We start from the raw sequence: 15962 nt of genomic DNA, 5'->3' as shown, positions 1-15962 counted from the left end.
CTTCCTGGCTCGCACCGTACTACGCGGTGACGCCTACCTTCAGGAGGCTTTCGGCTGCGCCTTGGACTCGATGGTGATCTTGCCGCCGATGATGTCGGCCTTGATCTGGTCGAGCTCCGACTTCAGCTCGGCCGGCACCTTGCTGTCGAACTCGTGGAACGGCGCCAGCGAGGTGCCGCCGTTCTCCAGCGTGCCGATGAACTGGCTGTTGTCGAACTTGTTGTCGACGACGGAGACGATCGCGTCCTCGACGGCGACGTCCATGCCCTTCTTGACGCTGCTGATCAGGACCGAGCAATACTCCGCGGCGCTCTCGCAGCCGTCGGTGTCGACCCAGATCGCGTTGACCTTGCCGTTGCTCGCCTTGGCCGCCTGCAGCCCGCCCAGACCGGCCGGACCGGCCACCGGGAAGATGATGTCGGCGCCCTGGGTGATCAGGTTCTGGGCGGTGTTCTGGCCCTTCGCCTTGTCCTCGAAGTCACCGGTGAACAGACCGGCCTGCTTCGCGTCGTCCCAGCCGAGCACCTGGACGTTCTTGCCCTTCTGCTTGTTGTAGTACCGCACGCCCTCGGCGAAGCCGTCCATGAAGATCGTGACCGGCGGGATCTTGATGCCGCCGTAGGTGCCGACCTTGCCGGTCTGCGACATCGCCGCGGCCAGGTAACCCGCCTGGAAGCTGGACTGTGCGGTGTTGAAGCCGAGCGGCTTGACGTTGGCGATCGGCTGGGCCGGGGCCGAGTCGACGATCGCGAACTTGATGCCCTCGTTGGCCTTGGCCGCCTTGTCGGTGGCGTCCTCGAGCTTGAAGCCGACCGAGACGATGACGTTGCATCCGGCCGTCACCATCGCCTGCATGTTGGTCGGGTAGTCGTTGTCCGACTTCGACTCGGCCTTGACCTCGGTCAGCCCCTTCTCCTTCACGGCGGCCTGCAGGCCGGCGTAGGAGGTCTGGTTGAACGACTTGTCGTCGAAACCACCCGAGTCGGAGACCATGCAGGCCTTGAAGTCCTTGTTGGCGCCCCCGGCAGCCGAGTCCTCGGTCGGCTTGCTGCCACAAGCGGCGACGGCGAGCGTTGTCACGCCCACGATCGCCAGTCCCCGCACGTACTTCTTCACCGGACGTCTCCTTCGTCGACCAGATTCCCTTGCCCGGCGCGCCTACCAGCGTGCCGCATCCGCAGACTATAGGGGCCGGTCGGCGTTCCCAGAACGCCAAAGGGGCCTCGATACCGGAAAGTGACCGGCGCTTTCGTCACAATTCTGAAACTTCTCCGGTCTGGCTACCGTCCGCGCGGCGTGAATCACCATCCGCACCCCTACCCTGCCCGCGGCCGTCGCGATAGGTCAGTCGCCGTCACTTTCTGTGATCGTCGCCAAGGGCCCTCCCGTCCTCACGAAGCCCGAATGCGAAGATCGACAGATGACGACATCGCCCCAGCCGCTGCTCGCGGACCTGAAGGCGCGGGTGGAGGCGGTGCGAGAGGAAGCCATCGCCGTCCGCCGTGACCTGCACGCCCATCCCGAACTCGGCTGGCACGAGGTCCGCACGACCGAGCAGATCAGGCAACAACTGCTCGCCGCCGGCCTGTCACCCCAGGTACTCCCCACCGGCACCGGTCTGATCTGCGATGTCGGCTCCGGTGACACCTGCGTAGCGCTCCGCGCTGACATCGATGCCCTTCCGGTCCCCGACGCGATCGAAGCCCCGTGGCGTTCGACCCTGGACGGAGTGGCCCACGCGTGCGGGCACGACGTCCACACCGCCGCGTTGGTCGGCGCCGCCCTGGTCCTGGCCCGGATGGCCTCCGAAGGCCTGCTCGATCGCCGAGTACGCCTGATCTTCCAGCCGGCCGAAGAGGTCATGCCCGGCGGAGCCCTCGGCGTCATCGCGGCGGGTGGCCTCGAAGGCGTCCACCGCATCTACGGCCTGCACTGCGACCCTCGCCTCCAGATCGGCCAGTTCGGTCTCCGGGTCGGCGCGCTGACCGCGGCCTCGGACCGGGTACTGGTCCGGCTGCGCGGAGCGGGCGGGCATACGTCGCGGCCGCACCTGACCGGCGATCTCGTGTACGCGTTGGCGACCCTGGTGACACAGTTGCCTGCGGCACTCTCCCGCCGGGTGGACCCGCGAGCCGGGATGTCCCTGGTGTGGGGCCGCATCACGTCCGGGTCCGCGGCCAACGCGATCCCGGCGCGAGGCGAGGCCGAGGGGACGTTGCGGAGCTTGGACGTTGGCGCTTGGCGCCAGGCGGCCGAGCTGCTCCCCGAGTTGGCGGAGCACCTGGTCGCGCTGTACGGGGTGTCGGTGGATACCGAGGTAACTCACGGAGTGCCGCCGGTGATGAACGACGCGGGCGCGATCGACGTACTCCGGTCCGCGGTGCAGCTGAGCCTGGGCGCGGACGCGGTGGCGTCGACCGATCAGAGCCTGGGCGGGGAAGACTTCGCCTGGTACCTGGAGCACGTGCCGGGCGCGATGGCACGACTCGGGGTCCGGCCGGTAGGGGTCGAGACGGCCGCGGACCTGCACACCCCAGGGTTCAACCCGTCAGAACACGCGATCGCCTTGGGAACAACGGTCCTGGTGTCATCGGCCTTGCTGGATTGAGCGGATCTCCACCACTCACCAACCATCGGTGCCCGCATTCGCCGACGCTCAGGCCGGCGTTGATCGGCCCGGCAACGGGCAGTTGATGAGTGGTGGGCGTCCGCCTAGAACGTGTCCGCCGGTACGTAGACGCCCCACACGTCCCGCAGCGCGTCACAGACCTCGCCGACCGTCGCCCGGGCCTTCAGCGCGGCCTTCATCGGGTACAGGCAGTTGTCCGACCCTTCGGCCGCCTTCTTCAGCTCCGCCAGCGCGGCATCGACGGCGTCCTGATCACGCTCGGCCCGCAGCTTCGCCAGCCGCTCCACCTGCTGGGCCTCGATCGCCGGGTCCACGCGTAGTGGTTCGTACGGTTCCTCCTCCGCGACCGTGAAGCGGTTCAGACCGACCACGACACGTTCGGCCGAGTCGATCTCCTGCGCGATCCGGTACGCCGACCGCTCGATCTCCTGTTTCTGGAAGCCTTTCTCGATCGCGGCCACGGCACCGCCGTACTCCTCGACCTGGTCCATCAACTCCAGCGCCGCCTTCTCCACCTCGTCGGTGAGCGACTCGACGACGTACGACCCCGCGAACGGATCCACCGTCGCCGTCACGTCGGTCTCATAGGCCAACACCTGCTGGGTACGCAGCGCCAGCCGCGCCGCCTTCTCGGTCGGTAGCGCGATCGCCTCGTCGTAGGAGTTGGTGTGCAGCGACTGAGTTCCACCGAGTACCGCGGCCAGTCCCTGGACGGCGACGCGGACCAGGTTCACCTCGGGCTGTTGGGCCGTCAGCTGGACCCCCGCCGTCTGGGTGTGGAAGCGGAGCATCATCGACTTCGGGTTCTTCGCGCCGAACTCCTCCCGCATCACCCGGGCCCAGATCCGCCGGGCCGCGCGGAACTTCGCGACCTCCTCGAGCAACGTCGTCCGCGAAACGAAGAAGAACGACAGCCGCGGCGCGAACTCGTCCACGTCCAGCCCGGACGCGACCGCGGCCCGGACGTACTCGATCCCGTCGGCGAGGGTGAACGCGATCTCCTGCGCGGGCGTCGCACCCGCCTCGGCCATGTGGTAGCCGGAGATCGAGATCGTGTTCCAGCGCGGCAGGTCCGCCTTGCAGTACGCGAAGATGTCGCTGATCAGCCGCAGCGACTCCTTCGGCGGGTAGATGTAGGTGCCGCGGGCGATGTACTCCTTGAGCACGTCGTTCTGGATCGTCCCGGTCAGCTTGTCGCCGGCGACGCCCTGCTCCTCGGCCACCAGTTGGTAGAGCAGGAGCAGCACCGAGCCGGGCGCGTTGATCGTCATCGACGTGGACACCTGGTCGAGCGGGATCCGGTCGAACAGCACCCGCATGTCGTCGATCGAGTCGATCGCCACCCCGACCTTGCCGACCTCGCCGTGCGCGATCGGGGCGTCCGAGTCGTACCCCATCTGGGTCGGCAGGTCGAACGCGACCGACAGGCCCATCGTGCCGTGCTCGATCAGCCGGTGGTACCGCTGGTTCGACTCGGCGGCCGTCCCGAACCCGGCGTACTGGCGCATGGTCCACGGCCGGGCCGTGTACATGCTCGGGTAGACCCCGCGGGTGAACGGGTACTGCCCGGGCTCGCCCAGCTTCTCGGCCGGCTCGAACCCGGCCAGCCGCTCGGGTCCGTACACCGCCTCGAAGTCCCAGCCCGACTCGGTCTGATGGCTCATTCCCCCACCGTAAGGCGACCACACCGCCCACTGGTATCGGCGTAGCGGGTGAGATCGCGCACGCGAACTGTTGACTTGTGACCTGGGTCACAGGAGTCTGCCGACAGATCCACCGTCGACCGGGGAGGGGCGACATGCGCAGATCTACGGTTCTCATCGCGGCACTCGGACTGATCGCGGGCGGACTGGCCGCCGGATCACAGGCCACCGCCGCACCACCACCGTCCGGGGGTGACGGCCTCGAGGTGTACGTCGGTGAGGTCGGCCCGGGCCAGTTGCAGAAGCTCAGCGAAGCCGGCCTGGACCGCGAGGACGTCGCGACCGAGAAGGGGGCGAACGGCAAGGTCAAGGTCGAGGTCGTCGTCACCGATCGGCAGGCGGCCAAGCTCCGTTCCGAGGGCGTCGACCTGACCGTGAAGAAGGTGAAGGGCCGGGACGCGTCGCAGGAGGCGGCGCGCCAGGCCCAGGCCGGGAACACGGTGTTCCGCTCGTACAGCGAGCCCGGCGGGATCCGCGACGAGCTGATCGCGACCGCGCGGGACCACCCGGGGACGGCCAAGCTGGTCAACCTCGGCCGGACTGTGAACGGCCAGAGCCTGCTCGCCGTCAAGGTCACCAAGAACGCCCGCACCACCCAGGACGGCAAGCGACCGGCGGTCCTGTACGCCGGTGCGCAGCACGCGCGCGAGTGGATCACGCCCGAGATGGTCCGCCGGTTGATGCACCACTTCCTCGACAACTACGGCACCAACACCGAGCTGACGAAACTGGTCGACACCACCGAGCTGTGGTTCGTGCCGGTCGCGAACCCGGACGGGTACGACTTCACCTTCACCGAGGGCAACCGGTTGTGGCGCAAGAACCTGCGCGACAACGACGGCAACGGCAGCATCGTGGTCGGCGACGGCGTCGACCTGAACCGCAACTTCGCGGTCAAGTGGGGGTACGACAACGAGGGCTCGTCGCCGGATCCGAGCAGCGACACGTACCGCGGGCGCGGGCCGAACTCGGAGCCGGAGACGAAGGCGCTCGACGGGTTGTTCCGGCGGATCGGGTTCACCCACTTCGTCAACTACCACTCGGCGGCCGAGTTGCTGCTGTACGGGATCGGCTGGCAGGTCAGTACGCCGTCACCGGACGACGTGATCAACGAGGCGATGGCCGGGGACGACGCGAATCCCGCGATCCCCGGGTACGACCCGGACATCTCGGCCGAGCTGTACACCACCAACGGCGACACGGACACGCACGCCACGGTCAAGTACGGGACCCTCGGGTTCACGCCGGAGATGACGACCTGTCAGACCGTGTCGGCCGCGGACCCGAACGACCAGTGGCTGCCCGAGGACTGCGTCAGCGTGTTCACGTTCCCCGACGACGAGGCGCTGATCCAGGCCGAGTTCGCCAAGAACATCCCGTTCGCGTTGTCGATCGCGAAGTCCGCACACGACCCGGACGACCCGGTCTCGGTGGTCGGCCGGACGGCGCCCGACCTGGTGGCCGACCCGTTCGCGGTCTCGTACGGCACCACCCAGCCGGTCGCGGTGACGGCGAAGCGGGCGCTGAAGAACCTGCGGATGAACTACCGGGTCAACGGTGGCCGCACGGTGAGCGACAAGGTGGCGGAGTGGAAGGGCGGCGAGCGGTACGGCGGTACGCACGACGACTACTACGCCGAGTTCCGCGGGACCGTCCGCAGGACCAGACCGGGTGACTCCGTGGAGGTGTGGTTCAGCGGGGTCAAGCCGGGCAAGGGACCGGTCAGCAGCGAGCACTTCACGTACAAGGTCGCGACGGACATCGGCGGGGACGTGCTGATCCTGTCGGCCGAGGACGTCACCGGTGCCAGCCCGGCCCAGGGCGTGACGAGCTCCAAGTACGCCGCGAGCTACGCCGCCGCGTTGACGGCCGCGGGCCGGACGTCCGACGTGTACGACGTGGACACCAACAACCGGGTCGCACCGCACCACCTCGGCGTGCTGTCGCATTACAAGGCTGTCGTCTGGGAGCACGGCGACGACATCATCACGCGCGACGTCGGCCAGCCGGGCGGTACCGCCGCCGAGCTGGCGCTGGATCTCGAGTTGAGCGTCCGCGACTACCTGAACGAAGGCGGCAAGCTGCTCTACACGGGCAAGTACGCCGGCTTCGCCTCCGGTGCGGACGGCCTGTACTTCTACAACCCGTTCGAGGAGGAGCAGGGCGAGTGCACGGCTCAGCAGTACCCGTGTCTCCCGTTGCTGAACGACTTCCAGCAGTACTGGTTGGGGGCGTACAACTACGTCGACAACAGCGGTACCGATGCGGGCACCGGACAGCCGTACCCGCTGAGTGGCGCAAGCGGTGCGTTCAACGGGTTCAGCGGGACCCTCAACGGTGGCGACTCCGCGAACAACCAGGACCACACGGCGGCGTTCGTCCTCACGTCGAGCCTGCTGCCGCCACGGCAGTTCCCACAGTTCGCCAGCTCGGCCGCGCTCAAGTGGCAGCGCCCTGGTTCGGCACCGTTCGAGCCGGTCACCGGGACGCAGTACGTCTACAGCCAGCGGGCGGACGTCAGCTACAAGCGGCTGACCCGCACGGTGGACCTCACCGGCGGGACCAGCGGCTCGCTGTCGTTCAAGATGTCGTACAACACCGAGGCGGACTGGGACTACGTGTTCGTCGAGGCGCACACCGTTGGCCAGGACGACTGGACGACGCTGCCGGACACGAACGGCCACACGCAGCAGGACACGGGCCAGAGCTGCGCGTCCGGCTGGGTCCAGCTGCACCCACAGCTCGCTCACTACCAGGGGGCGGACTGCTCTCCGACCGGGACGACCGGGGCCTGGAATGCGGCGTCGGGAGCCAGTTCGGGCTGGCAGGACTGGAACATCGACCTCACGCCGTACGCCGGCAAGCAGGTCGAGGTCTCGATCACCTACGCGAGTGACTGGGGGACGCAGGGCCTCGGCACGTTCGTCGACGACACCACGGTGACCATCGACGGCACCGCCAGGGCGCAGACGTCGTTCGAGACCGACCTCGGCGGCTGGGTGGTGTCGGGCGCACCCACCGGTTCGGCGCCGAACCCGAACGACTGGATCCGGACGCCGACCGCCTTCGACGAGGGCGCCGGCGTGACGACGCGGGACACCGTGTTCGTCGGCTTCGGCGCGGAGGGCCTGACCACACAGGCGATGCGCACCGACCTGATCCGCCGCTCGATGAACCACCTGCTCGGCGCACCCCGGCCGTAGCCGATGCCTGGGGGTCCTGGTCGAATACATCCGGCCAGGACCCCCGGCTTTCTACCATCGAGCATGGCAATCGACTTGTTCGCAGGCATCCCGGTCACCGACTTCGCGAAGTCCCTGGCGTGGTACGAACGCCTCCTCGGCACCCCACCGAGCTTCTTCCCGAACGACATCGAAGCGGTCTGGGCGCTGGGCGATCACCGCTACGTCTACATCGTCGAGCTCCCCGACCACGCCGGCCACGCCCGCACCCTCGCCTTCGTCGAAGACCTCGACGCCCGACTGACGGACCTGGCCGACCAGGGCTTCGAACCGGCCCGCGAGGAACAGTTCGAAGGCGGCACCCGCAAAATCACCTACCAAGACCCTGACGGCAACGAATTCGCCTTCGGCGGCGCCCCGTCCTGATCCCCCGATCAGGTCCAGGGATCAGGTCCGGCGGACCACCAGGCCGTCGATCTGCACGCCCTTGCCGCTGGGTGAGCGGACCGTGAACGTGAGCGTCCCGTTGAACACCGCTGCCTGGACCGGCAGCGGCAACACCGCCTGTCGCTGGGTCGACGACGACGCCAGGTTCACCGCGCCGATGTACTTGCCGCCCGCGTACACCGCGACGAGCCCACAAGTCGGGCACTTCGTCGCCACCAGCGAGAACCGCTTGCCCGACACGGTCCTGGTCAGGGAGGCGCCGTAGGTCGAGGTCTGCGTCGCCGTCGCCAGATAGAACGCCGACCAGCTCACCCGGCTCCACCCAGCCGTCGGTGCACCCATCGCGCGGTCGTCCAGCGGCCGCGCGAAGCACCGCTCGGTACTCCACGCACCGACGTTGCCGAGCTTGTCCTTGGCCCGCACAGACACGCAGTACTCGTAGCCCGGGTCCACGGCCAGGTTCACCGAGGTCGCCGTGGTCGCGGTCCAGGGCTGGGCGTACGCGCCGAACCCGCTCAGGTACGACGCCTTGCGGTAGCGCACGTCGTACGAAGCCACCCCGGCACCGTCCGACGCGGAGTACTTGAGCCCAGCCGTGCCCGCTGTCGTCGCGTCGAACGTCGGGGCATCCACTCGCGCCACCGGTCCGGTCGCGTCCGCCGTGAAGGTACGGAAGGCCCTGGTCACGCGCCCGTCGGGTTCGGTCGCGATGACCTCGAGGGACTGCGGTCCGGACAACGTGACTCCAGCAGTCACCGGGGAGGGACACGGGGAGATCGACCTGCCCGTCAGGAGGCAGTTGAAGGTGGTGCCCGGCAGCAGCGCCGAGTGATCGTAGGCGACCGAGATCGTCGGACCGGTCGTGGCTGCCGACGGCTCGATCCGTACGCCGAGTCGCTGCCAGGTCACGTCGTAGGCGGGCTGTCCACCGGTCGGCCACAGCACGACGGGCGGTTCCAGCTTCAGACCGCCGTCGGAGCTGAACGCGATCTTGCTCAGCTGTCCGCGCGTCTCCAGGGCCAGCAGTTGGCCGCCGTCCGGGGACCAGCTGATCGCCTTGATCCCATCGCCGAGGCTCAGACTGACCACCGCGCCCGTCTGCGTCCCGAGGAACGTCACCCCGGTACCGAGGCCCACCGCCACGGTGCGGCCGTCCGGGGAAACGCGGGCCGGCGTCCCCTCGCTCGCGGTCAGGCCGTACGACCGCACGCGGTTCCCGCCGGCCTTCGCGTCGACCTGGGCGAGGACGGGCTGACCGTCGCCCCGATCGTCGAGCACGACAAGCGTCCGGGCATCGGGCATCCAGCTGGGGCTGCTGACGTCACAGGCGATCTCTTCGGGCGTACCACCGGCCGCCGCGACGACGTACACGCACGGCCGGTCCTTGTCGTTGTCGTTCGTTGCCTGGAACGCGATCCGGGCCCCGTCCGGCGACCACGACAGATGCGTGAGGCGGCGCTGACCGTCCGACCACATCTGCACCGGTGCGCCGATTCCGCCCGGCTCCACTCGCCGGGTCCACAGGTCGCCCTCCCCCGAGCCGGTGACATAGGCGAGCGACTTGCCGTCCGGTGAGGCGGTGACCGCAGCGGCCGGGGCGGTCAACTCGTCCGGGATCGCGACAGCCTGACCGTTCACGAGGTCCGCCGAGACCAGGTCGCGGCCGGCCGGATCGCCGCCGCTGAACGCGATCTGCTGGGTCGCACGCCCCGCCTTCTGCCGAGCGCCGGTCGGGCCCTCGCCGACCTGATTGACGACCGACAGGGCGTACTCGATCCCGACGGCCGGTCGAACGTCAGCGACTGTGTAGAAGCCGGTGGTCCGATCGGCGCCGTCCACCCAGTGCGTCTTCTCGACCCCGTCCACGTACTCGTGCAGGAAGTAGCCCTTCACGGTCGTTCCGCCGGAGGTCGGGAGAGCGGCCCAGCGGATCGCGTTGCCGGTGAAGGTCGGGGTCACCGTGAGGCCGTGGGCTCCGGGCAAGGACGCGCCCTGGCCGCTGAAGGACGCGGTGTGCCAGCCTCGCGCGGTCGAGTCGCTGATCACGAGCTTGGCCCGGGTGAACGCGACGAAGTCCGGCGCGAACTCCACCTTGACGGTGCAGGACGCCCCGATCGGCAGGATTGCGGGACAGGCGTTGGACTTGACCGGCCAGGCCCACGACGCCCCGGATTTGACCTCGAACTTCTCCAGCTCCACCGGCGCAGTACCGGTGTTCTTCACCGTGACCGGCAGCGGTCCCGAAGTCTGACCCTTGACGACCGTGCCGGCCTTGGTCTCGAACGGGTCGATCGACAGCGCCTGGTAGGTCTTCGTGCTGCTGACCCTGATGTCGACACTGAATCCGCCTTCGACCCCGGCACAGTTCCAGCCCTTGAACGAGCCGGCCATCGTCTCGATCGCGCGATCCGGGGTGTAGAGGACCTCGTCGACGGTGAACTCCCCGTCGGCCATGCAACTCCGGTCGCCCTGCGTCAGCCGTACCGCCTCGGTCGCCGGGTGCTTGCCCGGGCCCGGGAAGAAGGCCGGCAGGCTCAGCTTGATCGGGCCGGCCGAGAGGGTCCGCGTACCGTCAGCCGGCGCGGACACGGTCACTCCGGTGGCCGTCTCGTTGCGCAACCAGGTCGCCCCGTCACCCGGGTCCGCGTCCATCATCAGCAGGTCCACATCTCCGACGGCCGGAGCCTGCGTGGACCTGGTCGCTGCGACAGCAGTACTGGTGACCGTGTCGTCAGCCACCACGCGGTACTCAGCGGATGCGCCGGGAGTCAGCGTGGTGTCGATCCAGGACGTGGCGGACTCGGCCAGGGCACCGCTGGCGTCCTGCCAGTCAGCGCTGCCGAGCTTGCGTTCCACCTTGTAGGCCGAGGCATTCACCGTGTCCCAGGTGACGCCGACTCCGCTGCGCGTGGGGAACACCTGGGCGGTGGGTGCGGCCACGGTGTCGTCACCGAAAGCGGCGTGGGCGAGGAAGGGGACGGTGACAGCGGCGAGGGCAGCGGCCAGGGCGTAGCGAAGCGCGCGGGTGCGGCGCATCGGTCGAACCTCCAGGGGAGAGGGCGAATCCGGCGCACCCCGAGCGACACCGGCGAAGCGCTCATGAATACCGCGTTCGCGGTTCTCCCGGCAAGCAGATTGCAGCTAGCTGCAACGCGGCCGACTCCGATGGTCAGCCCACGACTGTATTGACCGTCAGTCCCACCAGAAGGACCACGAGTTCAAGCCGCGGATCGCGGCGGCGTACTCGCGCAGGCTGCCCGGGCCCTGGTCGATGTTGTCCGGGCAGAACGCCCAGTGCTCGGCCGCGACGTGGAGGGCGTGCTCCTCTGTCGTCGGCGGCGCCGCGATGCTCAGGTCGAGCGTGTCGAACCCGATCCGGACGACCCGCGCCCCGAACCGCTCCTCCCACGACCGCAGCATCGCCAGCAGCGGAGCCACGTCGGTGGAGTGGTTGACCGGCCCGTCCCACCCGGCCATGGCCGGCAGGTCGGCGCCGCGCTTCACCCTGGCCAGCATCAGCCGCGCGTCCGCGGCCGGCTCCAACTCCCCCACGTACCAGTCGGCGGCCGCCTCGGGCGACGCCATAGCTTCGCCCGGCTCCGCGAGCCCCGGGCAGGTCCTGCCGAACGGCTCCAGCTCCGCGAAGTCGTGGTCCTCCTCCTCGTGCTCCTGAGGAGTCACCCAGTCTGTCCAGAACCCCCGCATCACCGCGGCCGCGTCGTACCGATCGATGTCGGACACGGGCTGCGGCGACAACTCCCCGCTCTGCCAAGGCCGCAACGGATCCTGCGGATGCCCCTCCGCGATCACCGGCCACAACCCGGTCCGCCCGTGATCAGCCAGCAACCGCCGATGCACCCCGACCTCCGCCGGTCCGTCGCTCAACCAGAACAACGGCACCCCCTGCCCGTCCACAACCACACGCCCAGACGGCAGGTACTCCGGCAACTCCACGCCCATCCCTCTCCCAGTCATCACCCACATTCTGCCGACCACCGGAGCACCGGCGATCAGCAGTGCGACTGCAAGCATCCAGCACCGTACAGATTCGTCACCGAGCCCCACTCCAGGGGTCAAACTCGGTGTCCCGGCATGACCGAGATTCGTTGAGCATGGAGAACTTCAACAACCGCCCTCATGCTGACAGGTGTCCTACTGCCCTCGCTTCACGAACGCCTCGATCAGAGATACCGCAAGCCAGTGTCCACCGACCTGCGCCATATGAAGAGCAGAAGCCCCACCGCCGCCAGCAGGTGCCACAAGCGGATCAGCACCCCTCGCAAGCAAATACGCCGTGACATCAACATGCAACGGCTCCCCCGTCTGCGCGTGCCCGTCAAGTTCGACGTCGATCGCGTGCTGGAGCAGCGTCAGACCCCCATCGACCTCCTCCACATCGACTCCACCGTCAATCAATTCACGCAACCACGGCAGATCCTCGCCCTCGACAGCAAGGTGAGCAGGCGTCATTTCAACCCTCCCCGTTCAGGCGTCCTCCAGCCGACGCGACCGAAGCCGCTCACCCTCGGTCCGCGTGAGATCCGACGAACACTGCGCACCCTCGAGTCCCACCAACAATCCGATCCAGACGTGTCATGTCGACTTGGTAAGGCCCAACGTGCCATCTCGTCTACAGGTCGCCTCTCAGCGATCTACCGCACCTGCCGCGCTGCCGCTCGGAGTACCGACTCCGCCCGATCGGCAAGCTCCTCACCGCCGGATGCCACGTAATCGGCGCGATTGACGATCGCCGTCCAATCATCAGACCCTGGAGCTTTGAGCACATTCCTGAACTCGGCAGCCAGCATACGGTCTTCCACCGACGAACCACCCGCGACGATCTCCAGCGCGTGCCGTGCAACTTTTGGATAGTTCAGGATCTCGACAACATCACTCGGGAGTCGGACATCCGAGAATGCGTAGCCCCGGAACTCGACGTCCACGAAGGATGCTCCAGTGAAATCCACCGACGCCAAAGGCGCGGCGATCGTCTCACTTTGCAGCTTCCGCCCATCGAAGAGCACATTTTGCATCCTACCGGAAAAAACGCAGTCTACAATATTAACATTGTGAAACTTCGCCCCCGAAATACGGGTCCCGATGAATCGACAACCCTCCAGCCGACCGGCCGAGAACAATACCCCTCGCAGATCACCGCCAGCAAAATTGATATCTCGCCACGTATTCGATCGCCCGTCATGCCATGTCCCCAATGCGGCATCCCGCAGATCGGCGCCCTCGAATGACGACCCCTCCACCGCGCTGCCCCATAAACGCCAGTCACGACACGACGCACCCTCGAACACGCAGTCTTCGACCGAGGAGTTCATAAATCTCCAACTCGCCAGTCGCGCATAGCTCAGATCCAGGTGCTCCCAGTGCACATCGTCGAGCTGAGTGACCCCACCGAGCATCGACGCCTGAATCGAGGGTGTGGCCTCAATATTGCGCAAGACAGACGGATCCGGCGCCGCAAAACCCCGCAGATCCGCTCGACCGTCGAAGACAGCAAGGTCCGACGGCCGATCACCTCCCCCCAACCAGCCAAACACACGCCCAGCCAGGTCACGCCCACTGGAACTCACCCACCGCTTACGCAGAGCAGCAGCCGTAGTCATTCGGTAAAATAGCCCCTCGACGAATTCAATTTGACCATTCAGGCTCGAAATTCAACGTTCCTAAGCCATTGCCAGAAGGCGTCGGACTCCACGGCGTGGCCATCGATGACCCGGTGCCCATAGGTAGCCACGGCCCAGTCGATGTCCAGGTTGGTGTGGTATTTCGGGTTTTCGTTCCTGAACCCCATGATCACGTCGACCGCGCCGCACCCCTCTCCGACGTCAACGTCTCCACATCGGTATGCGGATTCAAACCGTAGAAACTCGTCTCGGTCGCACCACCGGCCAGCGGGGTCTTCGTCTGCGAGAGCCGCTCACCACCAGGACCGTAGGTGTACGACGCGACCGCCTTCGGCACACCACCCGAATCAGGCTGCTCCTCAGCGATCACCTGATCCGTCAACCCGACATAGCCAAACGTCGTCGTCTTCGGCACACCAGTACCAACCGTCGTCGACTCCGACACCGTCCGATCCAGCGGATCGAACACCGACGACTGCGCCGACTTCAACGCACCCGTCGCCGGGTCATACTTGCGGTGCGACACCGTCCGGTCGAAACCGTCATAGCCAAACCGCTCAACCGTCTTATCACCCGAAGCCACCGTGTCCAACCGACCAAACGGGTCATAGTTGTACACCGCCGGCGACCCCGAACACGGATCCGCCTGCACCAAACCAGCACACAACAACCGATTCCGGTCATACCTCAAAAACGTATTCGCCGACCCCAACTGCTGCCACGTCGTATTACCCGCAGCGTCGTACGAATACGCCTCGAACGCACCCGGATTCGCGCCAGTCTTGGTGATCCACCTCAACCGGCCATCAGCTGTGTAGACGATGTTCTGGGTCTGACTCAGATACGACGACGGCGAATCGGCATTCTGCACCTTCGACACATCCGAGGGACTGCCCCGAGTTCAGTTGACTCGTGGGGTGTGGTGGTTCAGGCCGCGAGTACGACCGGTTGAAGTGTCTCAAACTCGATGGGTGTGAGTTTGCCGAGGCCGCGTTGGCGGCGTCGGCGGTGGTAGGTGGTCTCGATCCAGGACACGATCGCCAGACGCAGTTCGTGTCTGGTGGTCCAGCGTCGTCGGTCCAGAACATTCTTCTGCAGCAGGGCGAAGAATGACTCCATCGCGGCGTTGTCGCCGCAAGCTCCGACGCGGCCCATTGATCCGCGCAGCTGGTAGGCCTTCAAGACCCGGACGAATTTCGTGGACCGGAACTGGCTGCCGCGATCCGAGTGCACGATCAGATTGGCAGTTGGTGCCCGCAAGGCGATCGCGTTCCGCAGCGCTGACACCGCCAGGGACGCCTTCATTCGTGACCCGATCGAGTAACCGACGATCCGGTTGGAGTAGACGTCCTTGATCGCGCAGAGGTAGAGCTTGCCCTCAGCTGTGGCGTGTTCGGTGATGTCGGTCAGCCAGATCAGGTTCGGTCCGGCCGCGCTGAACCCGCGTTTCACCAGGTCGTCGTGCACCGGTGGGCCGGCCTTGCGGGTCAGGCCGCGTTTCTTGGCGTGGATCGACCAGATCCGCTCCTGCGAGCACAACCTGGCGACCCGGTTCTCACCCGCGGCGACTCCGGCGTCGGCGAGCTCGTCGGCGATCAACCGGTACCCGAACGTCGGGTCATCGGCGTGAATGTCGATGGCGACGTTGATCAGGTGCGCATCGTCGAAATCTCTTTGCGTGACAGGATTCTTGCGCCACTTGTAGAAGGCTTGGGTGGTGAAGCCGAGTACCCGGCAGGTCACCGCGACAGGGATCGCGTCGGCGGCGAGGTCAAGGACCAGCGGGTACATCATTTTGGGTTGACGTCGCGGGCGAAGTAGGCCGCGGCGCGCCGCAAGATCTCGTTCTCCTGCTCCAACTGCCGGTTGCGCTTCTTCACCTCGCGCAGCTCAGCCGACTCCTCCCGAGTGGCGCCCGACTGGTGACCGTCCTCGATATCGGCCAGCTTCAGCCAGCGCTGCAGACACGACACGGAAATCCCGAAGTCCTTCGCGACCTGCGCGATCGGCGCCTCACCCTTGCGGGCAACCGCGACCACATCACGACGGAACTCCAACGGAAACGCTTTCGGCACGACAGACATCCTTCCAGCAAGGACCCAAGTCCTCACAGATCAGGAGTCAACCGAACCCGGGGCAGTCCCCGACGTACGCCGACCATCCAGGTCATAGCCCAGAGAATGCGAACTGATCGTGTTCGCCCCCTGCATCTCCACCTGCGAACGCAGCAGACCGTCCTCGATATAGCGATAAGTGACCTTGTTGTGGCACCGGCAAGAAAATCAGCAGATCTTTATCGTTAGAACACCACGTGTGGCAAGAGGTCTGCAGGTTGTTGCGGCGACGCGCCGGTTCAGCGCGC

The 15962-nt window shown here is 66.8% G+C and carries 11 protein-coding genes; 3 read left to right on the top strand and 8 right to left on the bottom strand.

Translation table 11 applies throughout. The annotated features are described in order from the left end of the window. Nucleotides 1-39: 39 nt before the first annotated feature. On the bottom strand, nucleotides 40-1116 hold the full coding sequence (locus FB561_RS15105) for a BMP family lipoprotein (protein WP_145807172.1): 1077 nt from the start codon (nucleotides 1114-1116) through the stop codon (nucleotides 40-42). A gap of 304 nt (nucleotides 1117-1420) precedes the next feature. Between FB561_RS15105 and FB561_RS15100 the strand changes: the two genes are divergently transcribed. Continuing rightward, entirely contained in the window at nucleotides 1421-2608 is a 1188-nt protein-coding gene (locus FB561_RS15100) for an amidohydrolase (protein ID WP_145807170.1), read from the top strand. Nucleotides 2609-2712: 104 nt separating this feature from the next. Here FB561_RS15100 and FB561_RS15095 read toward each other — a convergent pair whose 3' ends face one another. Continuing rightward, a complete protein-coding gene (locus tag FB561_RS15095; protein ID WP_145807168.1) occupies nucleotides 2713-4293 on the bottom strand; it encodes an acyl-CoA mutase large subunit family protein in 1581 nt (526 codons plus the stop codon). A gap of 134 nt (nucleotides 4294-4427) precedes the next feature. Between FB561_RS15095 and FB561_RS15090 the strand changes: the two genes are divergently transcribed. After that, nucleotides 4428-7535, top strand: coding sequence for a M14 family metallopeptidase (locus tag FB561_RS15090; RefSeq protein ID WP_145807166.1), 3108 nt, complete (start codon nucleotides 4428-4430; stop codon nucleotides 7533-7535). A gap of 63 nt (nucleotides 7536-7598) precedes the next feature. Then, entirely contained in the window at nucleotides 7599-7940 is a 342-nt protein-coding gene (locus FB561_RS15085) for a VOC family protein (protein ID WP_145807164.1), read from the top strand. 21 nt (nucleotides 7941-7961) lie between these two features. Here the strand turns inward: FB561_RS15085 and FB561_RS15080 are convergent, their stop codons facing one another. The 6 genes from FB561_RS15080 to FB561_RS15055 form a co-directional block, all read right to left on the bottom strand. Further along, the gene (locus tag FB561_RS15080) at nucleotides 7962-10997 is read right to left on the bottom strand and encodes a hypothetical protein (protein ID WP_145807163.1); all 3036 of its coding nucleotides are present in this window, start codon (nucleotides 10995-10997) and stop codon (nucleotides 7962-7964) included. Nucleotides 10998-11153: 156 nt separating this feature from the next. Continuing rightward, nucleotides 11154-11936: a DUF4253 domain-containing protein gene (locus tag FB561_RS15075; protein WP_202880618.1), complete on the bottom strand. Its 783-nt coding sequence runs from the start codon at nucleotides 11934-11936 to the stop codon at nucleotides 11154-11156. A 177-nt stretch (nucleotides 11937-12113) separates the two neighbouring features. Continuing rightward, nucleotides 12114-12431, bottom strand: coding sequence for an ankyrin repeat domain-containing protein (locus FB561_RS15070; RefSeq protein ID WP_145807161.1), 318 nt, complete (start codon nucleotides 12429-12431; stop codon nucleotides 12114-12116). 182 nt (nucleotides 12432-12613) lie between these two features. Then, the gene (locus FB561_RS15065) at nucleotides 12614-13513 is read right to left on the bottom strand and encodes a pentapeptide repeat-containing protein (protein WP_170284677.1); all 900 of its coding nucleotides are present in this window, start codon (nucleotides 13511-13513) and stop codon (nucleotides 12614-12616) included. A gap of 256 nt (nucleotides 13514-13769) precedes the next feature. Next, nucleotides 13770-14471 carry a hypothetical protein gene (locus tag FB561_RS15060; protein WP_170284676.1) on the bottom strand — a complete coding sequence of 234 codons (702 nt, stop codon included), beginning with the start codon at nucleotides 14469-14471 and terminating at the stop codon, nucleotides 13770-13772. Between the two features lie 56 nt (nucleotides 14472-14527). Beyond that, nucleotides 14528-15675, bottom strand: a protein-coding gene (locus FB561_RS15055; protein ID WP_145801226.1) for an IS3 family transposase whose coding sequence is annotated in 2 segments (ribosomal slippage) — nucleotides 14528-15396 and nucleotides 15396-15675 — 1149 coding nt in all. Because the reading frame shifts where the segments join, the coding sequence is not laid out codon by codon here. Nucleotides 15676-15962 lie beyond the last annotated feature (287 nt).

The sequence above is a fragment of the Kribbella amoyensis genome (genome assembly GCF_007828865.1).
In the GTDB taxonomy this organism is placed as follows: Bacteria; Actinomycetota; Actinomycetes; order Propionibacteriales; family Kribbellaceae; genus Kribbella; species Kribbella amoyensis.
This window is presented reverse-complemented; position numbering and strand designations above follow the sequence as displayed.